12 protein-coding genes and 2 tRNA genes are annotated in these 15,409 nt (G+C 58.6%); 6 read left to right on the top strand and 8 right to left on the bottom strand.

From position 1 onward, the window contains the following. Window positions 1–13: 13 nt before the first annotated feature. Together J7447_RS12685 and J7447_RS12680 are read right to left on the bottom strand one after the other, a co-directional pair. A complete protein-coding gene (locus J7447_RS12685; RefSeq protein WP_209169768.1) occupies window positions 14–997 on the bottom strand; it encodes a hypothetical protein in 984 nt (327 codons plus the stop codon). 56 nt (window positions 998–1,053) lie between these two features. After that, a complete protein-coding gene (locus tag J7447_RS12680; RefSeq protein ID WP_082809695.1) occupies window positions 1,054–2,166 on the bottom strand; it encodes a PAAR domain-containing protein in 1,113 nt (370 codons plus the stop codon). A gap of 250 nt (window positions 2,167–2,416) precedes the next feature. On the opposite strand from J7447_RS12680, the gene J7447_RS12675 reads away from it, so the two are divergent. Next, complete coding sequence (locus tag J7447_RS12675) at window positions 2,417–3,892, top strand: MFS transporter (RefSeq protein WP_209169767.1); 1,476 nt, start codon at window positions 2,417–2,419, stop codon at window positions 3,890–3,892. A 9-nt stretch (window positions 3,893–3,901) separates the two neighbouring features. Here the strand turns inward: J7447_RS12675 and J7447_RS12670 are convergent, their stop codons facing one another. Further along, on the bottom strand, window positions 3,902–5,371 hold the full coding sequence (locus tag J7447_RS12670) for an MFS transporter (RefSeq protein ID WP_209169766.1): 1,470 nt from the start codon (window positions 5,369–5,371) through the stop codon (window positions 3,902–3,904). A gap of 310 nt (window positions 5,372–5,681) precedes the next feature. Here J7447_RS12670 and J7447_RS12665 point away from each other — a divergent pair, with 310 nt between their 5' ends. Beyond that, entirely contained in the window at window positions 5,682–8,471 is a 2,790-nt protein-coding gene (locus tag J7447_RS12665) for a P-loop NTPase fold protein (protein ID WP_209169765.1), read from the top strand. Window positions 8,472–8,487: 16 nt separating this feature from the next. Here J7447_RS12665 and J7447_RS12660 read toward each other — a convergent pair whose 3' ends face one another. From J7447_RS12660 to J7447_RS12645, 4 genes are all read right to left on the bottom strand, one after another. Beyond that, window positions 8,488–9,033: an RNA 2'-phosphotransferase gene (locus J7447_RS12660; protein ID WP_209169764.1), complete on the bottom strand. Its 546-nt coding sequence runs from the start codon at window positions 9,031–9,033 to the stop codon at window positions 8,488–8,490. 165 nt (window positions 9,034–9,198) lie between these two features. After that, entirely contained in the window at window positions 9,199–10,353 is a 1,155-nt protein-coding gene (locus tag J7447_RS12655; protein ID WP_209169763.1) for a slipin family protein, read from the bottom strand. A gap of 393 nt (window positions 10,354–10,746) precedes the next feature. Then, window positions 10,747–10,810 (bottom strand) — tRNA-Lys (locus J7447_RS12650). A gap of 1 nt (window position 10,811) precedes the next feature. Next, a tRNA-Thr gene (locus tag J7447_RS12645) sits at window positions 10,812–10,886 on the bottom strand. A gap of 370 nt (window positions 10,887–11,256) precedes the next feature. Here J7447_RS12645 and J7447_RS12640 point away from each other — a divergent pair. The 4 genes from J7447_RS12640 (at window position 11,257) to J7447_RS12625 (ending at window position 14,134) form a co-directional block, all read left to right on the top strand. Next, window positions 11,257–11,697 carry a ketosteroid isomerase-related protein gene (locus J7447_RS12640; protein ID WP_022997944.1) on the top strand — a complete coding sequence of 147 codons (441 nt, stop codon included), beginning with the start codon at window positions 11,257–11,259 and terminating at the stop codon, window positions 11,695–11,697. A 264-nt stretch (window positions 11,698–11,961) separates the two neighbouring features. Beyond that, complete coding sequence (locus J7447_RS12635; protein ID WP_055655691.1) at window positions 11,962–12,564, top strand: TetR/AcrR family transcriptional regulator; 603 nt, start codon at window positions 11,962–11,964, stop codon at window positions 12,562–12,564. Between the two features lie 2 nt (window positions 12,565–12,566). Continuing rightward, window positions 12,567–13,448 carry an SDR family oxidoreductase gene (locus tag J7447_RS12630; RefSeq protein WP_209169762.1) on the top strand — a complete coding sequence of 294 codons (882 nt, stop codon included), beginning with the start codon at window positions 12,567–12,569 and terminating at the stop codon, window positions 13,446–13,448. Further along, window positions 13,445–14,134, top strand: a complete 690-nt coding sequence (locus tag J7447_RS12625; RefSeq protein WP_228871972.1) for an SDR family NAD(P)-dependent oxidoreductase — start codon at window positions 13,445–13,447, stop codon at window positions 14,132–14,134. The genes J7447_RS12630 and J7447_RS12625 overlap by 4 nt, the downstream gene beginning before the upstream one ends. Window positions 14,135–14,191: 57 nt before the next feature. Here J7447_RS12625 and metK read toward each other — a convergent pair whose 3' ends face one another. Further along, window positions 14,192–15,379: a methionine adenosyltransferase gene (gene metK, locus J7447_RS12620; protein WP_209169761.1), complete on the bottom strand. Its 1,188-nt coding sequence runs from the start codon at window positions 15,377–15,379 to the stop codon at window positions 14,192–14,194. Window positions 15,380–15,409: the final 30 nt, after the last annotated feature.

Here is a 15,409-nt window from a genome sequence, read left to right as displayed (position 1 = left end):
AGTTTGACTGACCTCAGGACTGACTCTTGAATTGCAGCGACGCGTTGGCGATTTCGTGCGCACGCATGTTCACCGCCCAATTGTAGAACGACGTCTTGCGAGAGGGGCCGAGTATGGAGCTGATGATCACGTGCGACGGGGTCTTCATCGCCAGCGCGGTGAATTCCAGCGGATCATCGCTTTCACTCGTGCGGGCACCGACGGTCACTTCGGTGGCTTCGATAAACGGCGGGTCGAGCGCCACCGCTTTCGACGTCGCACCCGCGTCGAAAATGATGTCGGAACCTTCGAACTCCCGTCTGGTCTTGCCCAGTTCCTGAACAAGGTCTACCGGCTGCTGTGCGCTGATCGCCTTCAGTCTGGCGAACCCGAGGATCTCGCCGTTGGAGCCCGTGCGGGCAAAGTCGATGGCCATGCGATCGGCCAGACCGGATTGCGGCTGGTTGACATGCCAGGACGCCGGGAAGAAGAAGCCGATGTCCTGGAACAGGGAAAAGTTGCTCCAGTCCTCGATCACATTCGGCTGCCTGACCTGTTCGGTGCGGAAGGACCTGACGGCCATGTTGACGACGTCCGAAAGGGCAGCAAACTCGCTGGAAGGAACAAAGGCCTGGATCAGGATCAGCGTATTGCCATTCACCGTGACGGTGACGAGGCCGCGCAGTTCGTGGCCTTCGGCCCTGACGAAGCAGCTTGCGCGTGCGCGGCGAGCATCGATCGGCTGCAGGGTGTCGACATGCCAGGACGACAGGGAGCAGTAGTATTCGAGCCAGTGTGCGGCCGAGATCTCGTTGTTGAGGAGAATGCCGATCACCTGAACGGAGATATTCGTCGCCTGGGGAGGTTCGAAAACCGCAATGATGGTGGGGCTGTCCACCGTGAGGGGGGGCTCGTTGACCTGCTTCACTTCCCAGCTTCCGGGAAGCAGAAGCTGGAACGCAAACGGGGCCGGGCTGATTGCGGTCAGTTCGGCGGCGACATAGTCCTCAGTGGTCATTCCGATTATCACCCTTGGGTGTTCCTGCCGGCGGTCTCGAGTGCAAAACCACCTGTCTAATAAACTCCGACAAAGACCTTGAAGCCCGCCATCGGACCGGCCCCTGCCTTGGCTTCCGCAGTCACGCCATAGGCGCCACCGATTTTTCCTGCCTGCGCGCTGGCCCCGGCTGCAGCCCCGACACCGGCTTCTCCGCGACCTCCGATTCGAAGGCCGTGGTCATAGGCGCTGTCGAGCGTTCGTTTCGCCGGATCTCCGCTCACCCAGCTCAAAAACGGGCCAAGGGTGTTGTCGTACAGGGTTTTGGGACTGATGTTAATGGTGCCTTCGGCGCTGGCCTGTACCAGAACGAGTTCACCTCCGATTTTGCCTTCCACTCCCGCAAAATCTTCGGATTTTCTGAAGCCGACACCGCCTTCGGCTGAAGCGGACAAGGCTTCGCCTTCCACCTTGCCACCGACAAGCCCGTTGAGTGTCTTGCCTTCGGCCTTTCCGGTGATGGCGGCAACCTTCGCATTTGCATAAGCTCCAGCGGCAAAATCCCCGTTGATATCGCCGGATATGCCGAGCTTTGCCTCCGCGCTCGCCTCGGTCTTGAAATGACCGCCTTCCGATTCCCAGAAGGTCTTTTCCTTGCTGAACAGCTCATACTCGTATTCGGCGCTGATCTCGGCGTCGTCCTTAAGCTGATCCTTCAGCGAACGCTGTTCTTTGTCCGGATTCTCAACGCCTTTCGAGTTGTATTTTTTCTTGTATCTTTCCTTGTACGGCTTCTCGCCGCCTTTCTCCGCGCTGGCGGAGAACTTGTGCGGACTTTTTGCCGGAGGCGCTGCGCCGCCTGCTCCTCCGCCACCGCCTCCACCACCACCGCCTTGCGTTCCGATCAGAACCGTTGGCAGGCCGGTTATGATTGTTCCGGCCTTTGCGGTCAGATCGGTCATTCGCGCAGCAGGGCTGCCTTCGACCAGAACCGTCCACGCACCCGTAATGATGGGGTCACCACCAGCTGGAGGCGGCGGGCCGACGCAAACGCACATGTCGCCAACACGTGCCTGCGGCAGCTTGCCGGTAAGCACGGTATAGGCGCCTTTCCATACGATTGGCGCGGGAACCCCCATGCACATGGGACAGGTATGCAGGTCGGTGAGACGAGCGGCAGGAAAACCCATAAATGAACCGGTCTTAATAAAAACTGCCGGATCATCGGAAAGTTGTTTCACACTGTCAATACTGCTTATCGCGACCAGGAGACGGATCGGGCATGAAGAAGACCTTCGTTGCTGCAGAACAGGCAAAGGTCACCCGAGTTGAGGCGGCAGTTTTCTTGGAATGAAAGTTTACGTAACGACAATCACCAGAATTTCATAACCGTCAGTCTATCCTTCTCCTGCTTTCCCGATTGGCAAACGGAGGGATTTCATGAGCGACGTCCGGCAGACCTTCTCCACCGCATCAGTTGCAAGCCTCGATAGTCCGCAGGCCTATATCGAGGAGACACCGATCTGGCGCGATGGTACGGATGTCGACAGTTCCATCCTGACCGGCATGCAGTGGCGAATCTGGTGGCTGGCCTGTGCCGGCAAGTTCTTTGAAGGCATGGTTGTCTTCATGACCGGCATCGCCCTGCCGCTGATCGGGCGGGAATTCAAATTGACTGCGGTGGAGCACGGGCTTGTCAGTTCGGCGATCCTGTTCGGCATCCTGATTGGTGCGACAGCACTGGGCGGGCTTGCGGACCGGTTTGGACGACGGGCGATGTTCATCGTCGAGATGGCGCTCTTCATCGCCTTTCTGCTGGTGCTTTCGATAGCGCCGAACCTTTCGATTACCCTTATAGCGCTCTTCGGTGTCGGCCTGGCGCTCGGCTGTGACTATCCGACGGCGCATATGGTGATCTCGGAGAACATTCCGGCGCGGGCACGTGGACGGATGGTTCTGGGAGCCTTCAGTTTTCAGGCAGTCGGGGCATTGTCGGGTACAGGGCTTGCCTTTCTGACGCTCACCTGGTTTCCGGACCCCGAAGCCTGGCGCTGGATGTATCTGACGGCCGTTCCGCCTGCACTTCTGATCCTGGCCGGCCGCTTCTTTGTTCCGGAAAGCTCCAACTGGTTGATCGTGAGGGGACGGGTGGCAGAAGCGGAAACCGCGTTGCTGAGATTGCTGAACCGGCGCCCCAGATATCCAAGCGAAATTTCGCTGAAGGCTGAAACAGCCGGTTCGCCGCATGCGCACAAGGTCAAGTGGAGCCGGTTCCTGACAGACCGGAAACTGCGCAAGGCGACGATCTTTGCGTCGGTTCCCTGGTTCCTGCAGGATCTCGGGACATATGGCATCGGCATTTTCACGCCGGTCATCCTGGCCAGTTCAATTGGCAGCAAGCGCGAGCACGCACAGTCGCTCTCAGATCTGGTCTACAACGATCTGCTTGCAGCGAAAGGCGCCGCCCTGATCGACGTCCTGCTGATTGTCGGCATTGTCTTTGCGGTGATGTTCACTGACCGGATCGGCCGTGTCCGCCTTCAGGTGATCGGTTTCATCGGCTGCGCCGTTGGTCTGGCGATTGCGGCTTCAGGCAACCATGCAGGGCCTGGATGGGACGTCCCCCTGATCTTTGCAGGCTTCATGCTGTTCAACTTCATGACCAACATGGGTCCGAATGCGCAGACCTACCTGATTGCCGGCGAGGTGTTTCCTGTCGCCTATCGCGGCACGGGGGCGGGCCTTGCGGCGTCCTTCGCCAAGATCGGCGCCGTTCTGACTGCCTTCCTGTTTCCGATTCTGCTCAAGGACCTGGGAACGGACGTGCTGCTGGCTGGCCTCGTGGTTACCTCGCTGCTGGGGGCGGTGGTGACGTGGGTCTACCGGATCGAGACGCGCGGTGCCGGCCTTGGGTGAGGGGGGCGGCTATTCGTTTGCGATGGCGTTTTCCCGCGCAGTCAATCTGTAACGTAGCACCAGCATCGCCAGGGCTGGAACCAGTGTCAGGCCCGCATTGATGTAGAAGACGGAGGCGCCGGACCGCGCGACGGCCTCCCGGGTGAGCAGTTCTTCCGATCCCGGTGCAACAAGACCGGTGACAATTGCGATCAGTCCGGTAAGGCCGCCGCCGATGGCAATACCGGCAGAGGAAATGGTTGGCAGGATGCTGGAGACCAGGTTCTGGTCTTCTCCCTCGGCGGTGTACATCAGCGAACGCATCAGGATCTGGTTGCACAGCCCGTGACCGGCACCGGCAACCACGGCAGCGAGCGCAAACAAAGGCAGCGACGCGGTCGTGATCGCAAGAGCAGTTAGGGTCAAGCCGCCGGCGATCAGGAACGGACCGGTCGTCAGATAGGTCAGCTCGCGCTGCCGCGACGGTGCACGGGAAGAGATGACGGCGAAGATCGACCAGGAGAAGGCGAGCCCGGCGGCAACATAACTTGCCTGCGTCACGCTGAGGCCCCAGTAGACCTGGCCGACCGTCGTCACGTAAACCGCCCGCACCGCAGCAGCAGCGGAAATGAGGAACACGATCCAGGTGCCGAGGCCGATCAGGGTCTGCGCCCGGAAGGCATCGCGCGGGAAAAGGCGATGCGGGCTTGCGGCGTCAAAGGTCAGCAGCAGCGCTGCGGTTGCCAGACCGGCTGCAATCGTCAGGGCAAGCGGCAGGGGCGCATGCAGCTCGCCTATCACGGTCAGAAGAAAGATGCTTGCTGCCAGCAGGGCAAGGCGAACCAGCAAACGGACCGGCAATCTTCTGGCCGTGGGGTCGCTTGCCGTGGCCGGACGGACTGCGCGCGCAGGCAAGGCCGTGTTCATCAGGACGAATAGCAGCAGCACCAAGGGTATGTTGATCAGGAAGGCGGCGCGCCACGACCAGAGTTCGGACAGCAAGCCGGCCGAAACCGGCCCGATACCCGCTGCAACGGCCCAGACCCCTGCCAGCAATGCAAAGACACGCGGGGCGATGTTGCTGGGGAAGAGATCCGGGATCAGCGAATAGCACAGCGCGATGATCATGCCTTCGCCGAAACCCTGCAGGGCGCGTCCGGCAATCAGCCCTTCCAGAGATGTCGAGAGACCCGCGAGCACCGATCCGCCCGCAAGCAGGAGCGACGCCAACAGGAAGGGACTGCGGGCACCGAAACGGACCTTTGCTGCGCCAGTGAGGCAGCCCGCCAGGATTGCCATCATTTCGAAGGAGGAAAATACCCAGAATGCACGGTCCTGCCCGCCAAGATCTCGGATGATGTCCGGCAGGACAGCGGTGGTAACAAAGCCGTTGATGGCGTGAGACCCGACCCCGAGTACCAGCGCCAGTGTGCCGGCCGCGCGTTCCGGTGAAAAGAGTGACGGGCTGACGGGCGGAAGCGCTGGCGAGCTGATGGACATGACAACCTCGATAAAGAAAGTATTTTCTTTATATATTGAGCTTTGGAAATAAAGAAAGAAATTTATTTTTTTATCTAGATGCCGGACGCAAGCGGCCGAATTCAGAGGATGGCGCGCGTTGTTGGTCGCGTGAAACGTCGGTGTCTCCCCGGCCGACCGCAGGGAGAGCCGGGGCCTACTCATTCCCAGAGAGTTTCAATGTGTCGGAGAGGGGCGAGGGTTCTCGGTCGCTTTCATGACTGGCTCTGCGAGTGGGGCCCGGTCCCGACTCTCCGCTTCGCTGCAGTCGGGGTGACAACAGGGGGCAGTCATGCCACCGGACGGAGAAATTTCTTGGTCGCAGCCGAGAAAGTGGTTTTGGGAGCCGAAAGTTATGTTCTGGTGGTTTCGCTTCGGTTGCATCAATTCACGGTTGCCCATCCCGATCTGGCTTGCAAAGGTAAGTCGGAGGCGCATCGGGGGGGATGACGTGGACAGTCTGAATTTCGAAAAACCGGAAGATGTCGGTAGTTGGCTGGCGGATCGCCCAGCGGAATGGGCGCAAGTGGTGGCTGTCCGGGCAGCGCTTCGAGTATTTCCGATTGTGTTAGATGCTCTTTTGTATTCGAAGCAAGACGCTACAGAGGTAAACACGGTCGATCTAGTTCTCCAAGCTTTTCGGGCTGGATTTGTTTCGTGGAGTGCCTGCAAGTATCCAATGCATGCGACGAAATTTCCTGTGAGAGCAGCAGCAAGGGCCGCGGATGCCGCGGCTCAAGTTGCGAAAAGCGCAGAAGTCGGCCCAGCAGTAGTAGCTACTGAAGCAAATGCAGAAGCTGCATATGTTGTAGATTCTTACTCTGGTGAAGGTTACATTACTCGAGATTCAATAACATCTATTTTGGCGGCGATTAGATCGTCTACGGAAGCGATTTTAGATATAGTTGATGATGATGATATTGCTAACAATATTATTCTGGGATCAATATCGACTGATTGTCAGAAACTTCTTAATCACTCAGAAAAGGATGAGCTAATTAACCTGCCATTGTGGTCGAGCGATTTTTTCAGTTCGTATAACGATGAGATTAGTATTTCTCACTGGATTCGGCAGTCGATAGTAGAATTTAACAATAGTAAGTGGGGCTCATCAGTCGGTGGCAGGATAATTTCTGAGTGGTATCGTGGACTATTGCCTTTTGGTGGGAATAAAGTTTCAAGCGCTTTTGGGCGTGAAAGCGATATTGCAGTCGCCACTCAATTGGATGAGTTCTGGAAATTAGCCCAAAATCGGGATGTAGAGAAAATATGGTCTGACATTGATGTCTTAATTCATGGAGGTTTACTGGATCCGGCTGCTAAAACTCAGATTGAAAATTCTAAAATTCAAATCGAGCGCGACGACATCAAAGGTGGATTTGGTAGCGCGAGTTTTGGTAAGGGTCCTTTTGCAGGAAGCGATGAGAAAAAACTCTCGTCCGAAAACCTCAGTGTTACCGTTCAGTTTGACCAATTCGCCCGCAAGGATGAGCTTGGCCGAAAGCGGTTTGCAGAGGTACTGGCGACGCGTATCAGCGAACTGCATGCGGGTGGTGGGCCAGACGGGCTGGCGGTGAACTTGCACGCCCCCTGGGGCGCGGGCAAGACGACAGTTCTGCACTTCATGAAGAGTTTTCTGGAAGATGAGACCCTGCCGCCGGAAAAACGCTGGGTGGTTGTCGAATTCAATGCCTGGCAGCACGAGCACCGGCGACCGCCTTGGTGGCCGTTCCTGAAGACGGTGAAGAGCCAGGTCTCGGACCGGCTGATCGCCCAGAAGAAGCGTCAACGGGCGGCGGAGGTGCGCCAGAAGTGGCGCGCGTGGCTGTTCAAGGCGGAAGCCGGGCCATACTTGGTGGTGCTGTTTGTTGTGGCTTTGCTAATGGCACTGCTCTGGTCAGGCAGCAGTGATGTGGTCAAGAATATCTTCGGTGGGATCGGCAGCATTCTGGCGGTGTTGGCAACGCTGACGCTCTATTCCCGGAAGGCTTTTTTCGGGTCTGAAAAGAGCGCTAATCTGTTTCACGACTATGCCAGCGACCCGCTGGAGAAACTTTCCGTGCTCTTCAAGGAAATGGTGGCGGCGGCAGACGCGCCAGTCTGCATCTTCATTGATGATCTCGACCGCTGTCAGAACGAATTCGTGGTGGAACTTCTGGAGGGTCTGCAAACCTCGTTCCGCCATCGCAAGGTTGCTTACGTGGTAGCGGCGGACAAATTTTGGATCAAGACCAGTTTTGAGGACAAGTACCCGAGCTTTTGCGAAAAGACCGCCGACAGGACCCAGCCGCTCGGCTACCAGTTTCTGGAAAAGATCTTTCAGTTCAACGTGCCATTGCCGGGCATGGCCAGTTGGAAGCAGCGTTATCTGGAAGCGCGCCTTGGCCTCACTGGTGAGGGGACGGCGCGCCAGGTGCAGCAGTCAGCGAAAATGGAAGGGGTGACGGATGAAATCCTGGAAGGGGCAGGGCTATCCGATGTGATAGATCCTTCTGTGGCCGACGCGGCAGCGGAACAAAGGGAAGACCGGGAGATTGAGCGTTTGCGCGGTGCGATCCGCGAGCAGCAGCCGGAAGGGCTGACCCATGAGGCCGTCCGGACGCTTTCGGAAGGTGTGGGCAAAGACAATACTGCCTATCAGGCGGCGCTTGCGCTGGAATATACCTTTTCCAGGGTCGCCCGGCAGGAAGCAAAGCATTTCCTGCTGCAATATCTGGAGCTGTTGCCGGACAATCCGCGGGTAATCAAGCGGATTATCAATGCTTTCGGAATGGCGGTGGCAACCACTATCCTGGAGCAGCAGGTGCTCGACTATGACGTGCTGACCAGATGGACGATCCTGGAGCAATGCTATCCGGCGGTCGCTGACGAACTGGCGCGCGATCCGGACCTTGCTGACGTCCTTCTGGCTGAAGACACGGTTAGTGGTGAAGAGCTGAACGATTTGCCTGTGGCGCTGGCGGCGTTCTGTGAAAAGAAGGTGGCGGCTCGGCTTTTGAAAGATGGAGAGACCAAAGTGCTGACAAAGGCGGTCATCAGACGGCTGACACGCGGTGCGATTTTGCCAGCTGAAGCGGCGTGAATCACGGATATGGCCGTCAGGCTTCGTTCAGGCACAGGAAATGTGCGGGAACGGCATCCGTCAGCCAGACGCCGTTCTCCGTCCTGTAAAACGTGTGCCCCACGGCCTGCATTGCGCTGGCCGCGACCTGAAGAATTGCAGGTTTGCCGTGACGGCTTCCGACCTTGTGCGCGGTGTCGCGATCCGGTGACAGATGCACATGGTGCCGCGCCATGGGTTTCAGACCTTCGGCCAGAATGGGCGGCAGAAAGCGTGTTGCCGTTCCGTGGAACAGGAACTCCGGAGGCTGTAAAGCTGTGAGGCCCAGTTCAATGTCAATCGAATGACCCTGACGTGCGCGAATGTGTTTGCGGTCTTCGGAGAACTCGAAGCGTTTCTTGTCGTTGGTCGCGACGATTCTTTCCAGCTGATCCCTTTTGCAATCAAGGCCGTGGGCTCTGAAGGCACCAAGGACATCAGCTACGTCAGCCCAACCGCTGTCTGACAGCATCAAACCGGCGTCTTCCGGTTTGTGTCTTAGCCAGAAAGACAGGCGTTTCGAGATCTTTGTGTCTGTTTTCATTGTCTTTTTCTTTAAATGTATACTGTTTTCAAATTCTGCGCCCCCTGCGAAAGCGGGCGAGCGCACCCTCAATCGAGGTGGCCTGGTGACAGGACCTGGACAGCCAGGGCCTGCAAGGGCCGTGCTGAAACAGAAACGGCGCAGGTTGCCCCGCGCCGTTCTGGCTCATGCTGCGTTGTCGTCCCGAAGCCGGACGAGGTCGTTCATGAGGCCTCCGGTTCCGTTGTGGACCGTGAGCCGGTCGACCTTGCCGGCGATGGCTTCAAGCGCTTCGAGTTCCTTGAGCCGAAGCATGACCGGGTTTTCGGCCATGACCTTGGCTGTGTTGAGAAGCGAACGGGTTGCGTTCGTTTCTTCACGGCGCCGGATCACATTGGCTTCGGCTTCCTTTTCGGCTGCCACCACCTTGTTGAGGATCTCGCGCATTTCGCCCGGAAGGATCACGTCCTTGAGGACGATGTCGGAGACCTCGACACCGATTTCAGCCATGTCGGCCTTGATCTTTCCGGCAGCTTCCGCGTTGACCTCCCCCTTCTTTTCAAGGATCTGGTCGAGCTTGAGCGCGCCGAGCTGCTTGCGGAACACAAGCTGCAAGGCCCGGTAGAGCGTGTCGGTGAAGTCCTTCACCTCGGTTGCGGCCTTCACCGGGTCAACCACACGGTAATCCGCGGAGAGGTTGATCCGGATGGTAACGCGGTCGAGGGTCAAGACTTCCTGACCGGTGACGTCGAGAGCCTGACGCTTGAGGTCGATGACCTTCTGCGTCACGGTTCGGCCTGCCTTCCAGAAGGCATGCACCCCGGCTTCAAGCACCTTGGTGAGCACGCCATCCATGAAGAGGAGGGCGACGCTACCGTCGGTCACCGGCACGATCACGAACTGCTGCGTCTGACGGGCATCCCCGAGCCGGCGCATGAGCTTCTGCGTGAGGGCCGGGTCGGCAGCCGTGTCGATGACCTCGAAGGTCCACGGGCCGGCATCCGTCCACAGGACAAGCCGCTCGTCCGGACCAAGCACGGTGTGGATACGGTTGTCCCGTTCCACAATCGCCACTTCACCCGGTCCGGTCCGGACAACAGTCAGGTGCTCTTCGGCAACTTGCGGAAGCTTATCGAAGAGCGCCTTCTCGTAGGCCGACCGGAACTGGGGCATTGCCATCGACTGGCGCTCGATCACCAGGGTGCCACGGCCATTCTCGAGGCTGTGTTCACCGGGTCCGAGAATACCCTTGAGCTCTCCCTTGCAGATGTGGAGAGCCCGTTCCGTTTCAGAAATCACTACGCGGGTTCGCCCGCGGATCTTGTCGAGAAAAGTCGTCATTTCGATAATCCTTCCAATGCGCTAAGGCACGTGGTTGTCCTTTCCGGTGTTGAAGATGGTTGGAGGTTGAGGAAACCGGTCGCTCGTCATGAGACGTCCGGGGTGAAACGATGAGACCCGAAGAGAGCACGAGGTCTCCCGGCGGGCCCTTGGCCAGAGGGCGTAGCAGCGGCAATGCGGGTTCCACCCGTTCGAAAACAGGCGGTTCCGGCAAAGCGGCGGCAGAGCCTTCGCCAAAGGCCGGGCGAAGCGACCTGGCGTCGGCGGTCAGAACACTTTCACCCTAAGGCAAAAGGGCCAGTCCGCGTTCGCAAGACCTCTCCGGGTCCCCTATGGAACAGCTTGCATAGCTGCTGGCGTGACAGGCCAGTTCGGCGTTGGAGGCCGTGTTTTTGGAGCGAGAGTTGAACTCGCGACAGTCGGATTAAAGGTCCGATGCTCTACCACTGAGCTATCCATGGAGCACATCACAGGAGTCGAACCTGTTGCCTCCGGGGTACACTCCCGGCGTTCAACCGTTGAACTTCATGCGCGATTGTCCGATCCACCAGAACAGCATCCGTACATGAGAGGGCAGGGCCTGACCATGCGGGTGGCGAAAAATGGCCGAACCGTTGATGTCTGTGCCAGTATGGTGACCGGTAACGAGTTGATACTTCGAGAGCGGGTGCCAATGCAACCGGCAATTTTAAGAGAAGTGATGTTTGTTGCTAATGTGATACAGCATGTTGCATTTTTATCACTTCAGCATCGAGCGCCGGCTGTCACCCAGGGTGGGACTTTGGTTGGTTTGAAGCGGTTTCGGTGAAGAACCGTAAACCGCAATCTCCTCGACCTCTTGCGCCGGGAAGGCGGCGAAGGCAAACTCCCGGCCAGATTGTGTTTCCGCCCCTGCGAGGACCTATGGCCAACAAACAGTCCCGGTTTCTGATCGACACCTATTTTGCCGCCTTCAATGCAGGCGATACCAAGAAAATGGAAAGCCTGGTTGCCGACGACCTGATCCATGACGTCAACCAGGGTGAGCGCCGTGTCGGCAAGGACAAGTTCTGGTCCTTCAACGTTCACATGACGCGCTGCTACAAGGAACGCCTCAGCGACATCGTGCTGTTCGTCAGTGAAGACGGGACACGGGCTGCTGCCGAGTTCATCGTCCATGGCAGCTATATCGGCACCGACAGCGGATTGCCGCCCGCGAACGGCCAGACCTACAAGCTGCCGGCGGGCAGCTTTTTCGAGATCCGCAATGGTCAAATCGCCCGCATCACCACCTATTACAACCTTCAGGACTGGATCGACCAGGTGACGGAAGGTGCGGGTGAAAAAGTGCCGGAAGAGGCCTGAGCCAAAACCCTGCTTCTGCGCGAGCAGAGCCGGACAGGCAAAATTCATTTGATCAATTAGCTCTCCGTGCTCATCCGCGGGGAGCTTTTTTGTTTCTGAGAAGGGCGATCCCCTCGTTGATTGTCGCACACACGCAACCGTGAAGTTCGCTTTTATTGACGATAATAATTAGACCGGTCTATTTCTAATTCAACGAACACTGCTGACGATGCGCTGCATCAGCCGGATTAGCGGTGTCAGAAGTCTCTGACGAAAGGAAACCCCTTGGCCAGAATACGCAACGAAGCTGCCTACGAGACCGCGAAGACCCGTCTTCTGGATGTCGGTATGACGCTTATCCGGGAAAACAGCTTCGACGGGATCGGGATCAATGACGTGTTACGGGAAAGTGGTGTGCCGAAGGGGTCCTTCTACCACTACTTCGACACCAAGGAAGACTTCGGTCTCGAAGTGGCGCGTCACTACCACCGGGATCAGCTCGCATTTGCAAAGGCCTGCCTTTCGGACCGCAAACGCTCGCCGGTCGAGCGGCTGGAAGCATTTTTCTCCGGTGCCCGGGAAGGGATGAAGGACCGTGGCTACGCCCAGGGATGCCTGATGTGCAACCTGTCGACGGAGCTGGCCGACCAGAAACCGGTCTTTCAGGCGGAACTGGACCGTCATTGGCAGGCGCTGACCGGTGAACTGGAAATCTGCCTGCGGGAGACGGATCTCTCCCGGATCGGACTGTCTCATCTCTCCCCGGCACAGGCTGCCGACTGGTTGATGAATTCGTGGAGCGGCGCGCTGACGAGAATGAAGGCAAGCCGCAGCGACGAACCCCTGGCGCTGTTCATGCGCACAATCTTCAAGAAAGAAGGGAAATGAAAATGACCACCCAAAAGACAATCCTGATTACCGGTGCAAGTCGGGGTATCGGGTTTCTGACCGCCCAGAAACTCGTACAGGAAGGCCATATCGTTTATGCGGGCATGCGGGATCTGGATGGCAGAAACGCGGAAGCGGCCAAGGCGCTCAAGCTTTTTGCCGAAGGTCTTCCGGGCAAGCTTGTTCCGGTCGATCTGGATGTTGCTGACGAGAAAGGTGTCGAACGGACCGTCGCGGCGATCGAGGCAGAGCAGCCGATCGACGTTCTGGTCAATAACGCAGGCGTCATGCCTGTTGGTCTGACGGAAGGCTTCACCATGGAGCAGGCAAAGGATCTGTTCGACGTCAATGTCTATGGTGTCATGCATCTGACGCGGGCGGTGCTTCCCGCGATGCGGGCGCGGAAGTCCGGTCTCGTGATCAGTCTCAGTTCGGTTGCAGGCCGGTTCGGCATGCCATTCTTCGGCCTTTACTGCGCCAGCAAGTGGGCGATGGAGGCTTACTGCGAGTCGCTGCATTACGAACTGGAGCCGTTCGGGGTCGAGTCCGTTCTGGTTGAGCCGAGTGGCCATGGCACTGATCTGGTGACCTCCGCCCCGGCTCCGGGGGATACGGTGCGGGTTGGGCAATATGGCGATTATTCCAAGGGGCGCGACAGGTTGCTTGGCATGTTCCAGGGCATGTTCGATCAGGGTGAAGCCATCACCGATGCGGGCAACGTCGCAACCAAGATCCTTGAGCTGATCGCAATGGATGGATCGCGGCCGATCCGCACCCAGGTCGGGCAGGATATGGGTGTCACCGCCATCAACGAGGCAACCGCACCGATCCAGGCGCAGCTGGTGAGCGGATTGAAGCCGGTCTATCTGGGAGCCGCATCGTGAGCGGCAATGCCCTGATCGTCGGTGCCGGGCCGGGCCTCAGCGCGTCTCTGGCACGGACGTTCGCCAAGGAAGGCTACAGGGTGTCACTGGCTGCCAGATCTCCTGGAAAGCTGGAAGGGCTTTGCGCTGAAACCGGAGCAAAAGCCCATGCCTGCAATGCTGCCGACGCGGCCGGTGTGGCGCGTCTGTTCCAGGACCTCGACGAGGCAGGGGCAACGCCGGACCTTGTCGTCTACAACGCCAGTGGCCGCGTCCGCGGACCGGTTGCCGAACTCGATCTTGAGGATGTGCATGCCGCACTGGATGTGACCGCCTTCGGTGCGCTGGCCGTCGCACATGAAGCGGCAAAGCGGATGGTGCCCAAGGGGAAGGGCGTGATGCTGTTCACCGGTGCTTCCGCCGGCATCAAGGGCTTCCCGCAATCAGCGCCCTTTGCCATGGGCAAGTTCGCCTTGCGTGGCTTGTGCCAGTCACTTGCCCGGGAATTGTCGCCGCAAAACATCCACGTGGTTCATTTCGTCATCGACGGGGTGATCTACAATCCGGATCGTGGTGCGCCTTATGACGACCCGGACAAGACCCTTCATCCGGATGCAATCGCACGGACGTATCTGGAGATCTCGCGTCAGGACAAAAGCGCCTGGACATCCGAATTGGAACTGCGACCGAGCGTCGAAAAGTTCTGATCCGGTAAACCGAAAGCCCCGGCGCGGCGGATGCCGTGCCGGGGCTTCGCTGTTTTCTTACTCTGCCGCATCCGCACGAGCGCCGAAGTGCCGTGCAAGTTCGTCGGCAAGATCTGTTCTCTCCCAGCCGAAACCGCCGTCTTCTTCCGGTGCGCGGCCGAAGTGGCCGTAAGCAGCAGTGCGCGCGTAGATCGGCTTCGAAAGTCCGAGACGCTCGCGAATTCCTCTCGGTGTCAGACGCACCATTTCGCGCAAGGTCTTGCCGAGAGCGACTTCATCCACCTTGCCGGTTCCCTGCGTGTCGACGTAAACGGCCACCGGCTCCGGCATGCCGATGGCATAGGCGAGCTGGATCAGGCATTTGTCGGCAAGGCCGGCGGCGACCACGTTCTTGGCGAGATAGCGCGAGGCATAGGCAGCCGACCGGTCGACCTTGGTCGGGTCCTTGCCGGAAAAGGCGCCGCCACCATGGGGAGCTGCACCGCCGTAGGTGTCGACGATGATCTTGCGCCCCGTGAGGCCGGCATCGCCATCAGGTCCGCCAATCACGAAGCGGCCAGTCGGGTTGATGTAGATCCGGTTATCGGGAACGGTCCAGCCGACGGGCAAGGCATGCAGGATGAACGGCAACACCGCTTCGCGCACTTCTTCCTGGCTGACATTTTCGCCGTGCTGAGTGGAAACGACCACGGCATCGATGCCGGTCGGACGGCCGTTTTCATAGCGAAGCGTCACCTGGCTCTTGGAGTCCGGGGCAAGGCGCGGTTCGCGTCCGGATTTCCGGGCTTCGGCCATGGTGCGCAGGATCTTGTGTGACAACAGGATCGGCGCAGGCATCAGCTCCTCGGTCTCGTTGCAGGCATAGCCGAACATGATGCCCTGGTCGCCGGCTCCTTCCTCGCCCTTGTCGCCTTCATCGACGCCCATGGCGATGTCGGCCGACTGACGGTGCAGGCGGTTGACCACTTCCAGCGTCTGCCAGTGGAAACCTTCCTGTTCATAGCCGATGTCGCGGACGGCTTCACGCACCAGGCTCTCGACCGTATCGAGGACCTGGTCGGGGCCACGAACTTCTCCCGCGATGGTGACGTGATTGGTGGTGGTCAGCGTTTCGCAGGCAACGCGGGCGTCAGGGTCCTGTTCCAGGAAAGCGTCCAGAATGGTGTCGGATATCCGGTCACAGACCTTGTCCGGGTGTCCCTCGGAAACGGATTCACTGGTGAATAGCCAGGATCTTTGCGTCATTGCGCGCTCCTTGTCGTTTTGGAAAGGATA

This window comes from Labrenzia sp. R5_0 (genome assembly GCF_017743835.1).
In the GTDB taxonomy this organism is placed as follows: Bacteria; Pseudomonadota; Alphaproteobacteria; order Rhizobiales; family Stappiaceae; genus Roseibium; species Roseibium algicola.
This window is presented reverse-complemented; position numbering and strand designations above follow the sequence as displayed.

What these genes read in the sequence shown, in the direction of transcription:
- J7447_RS12685 (WP_209169768.1), bottom strand. Translation starts at nt 997, where the DNA reads ATGACCACTGAGGACTATGTCGCCGCCGAACTGACCGCAATCAGCCCG.
- J7447_RS12680 (WP_082809695.1), bottom strand. Translation starts at nt 2,166, where the DNA reads ATGGGTTTTCCTGCCGCTCGTCTCACCGACCTGCATACCTGTCCCATG.
- J7447_RS12675 (WP_209169767.1), top strand. Translation starts at nt 2,417, where the DNA reads ATGAGCGACGTCCGGCAGACCTTCTCCACCGCATCAGTTGCAAGCCTC.
- J7447_RS12670 (WP_209169766.1), bottom strand. Translation starts at nt 5,371, where the DNA reads ATGTCCATCAGCTCGCCAGCGCTTCCGCCCGTCAGCCCGTCACTCTTT.
- J7447_RS12665 (WP_209169765.1), top strand. Translation starts at nt 5,682, where the DNA reads ATGCCACCGGACGGAGAAATTTCTTGGTCGCAGCCGAGAAAGTGGTTT.
- J7447_RS12660 (WP_209169764.1), bottom strand. Translation starts at nt 9,033, where the DNA reads ATGAAAACAGACACAAAGATCTCGAAACGCCTGTCTTTCTGGCTAAGA.
- J7447_RS12655 (WP_209169763.1), bottom strand. Translation starts at nt 10,353, where the DNA reads ATGACGACTTTTCTCGACAAGATCCGCGGGCGAACCCGCGTAGTGATT.
- J7447_RS12640 (WP_022997944.1), top strand. Translation starts at nt 11,257, where the DNA reads ATGGCCAACAAACAGTCCCGGTTTCTGATCGACACCTATTTTGCCGCC.
- J7447_RS12630 (WP_209169762.1), top strand. Translation starts at nt 12,567, where the DNA reads ATGACCACCCAAAAGACAATCCTGATTACCGGTGCAAGTCGGGGTATC.
- metK (WP_209169761.1), bottom strand. Translation starts at nt 15,379, where the DNA reads ATGACGCAAAGATCCTGGCTATTCACCAGTGAATCCGTTTCCGAGGGA.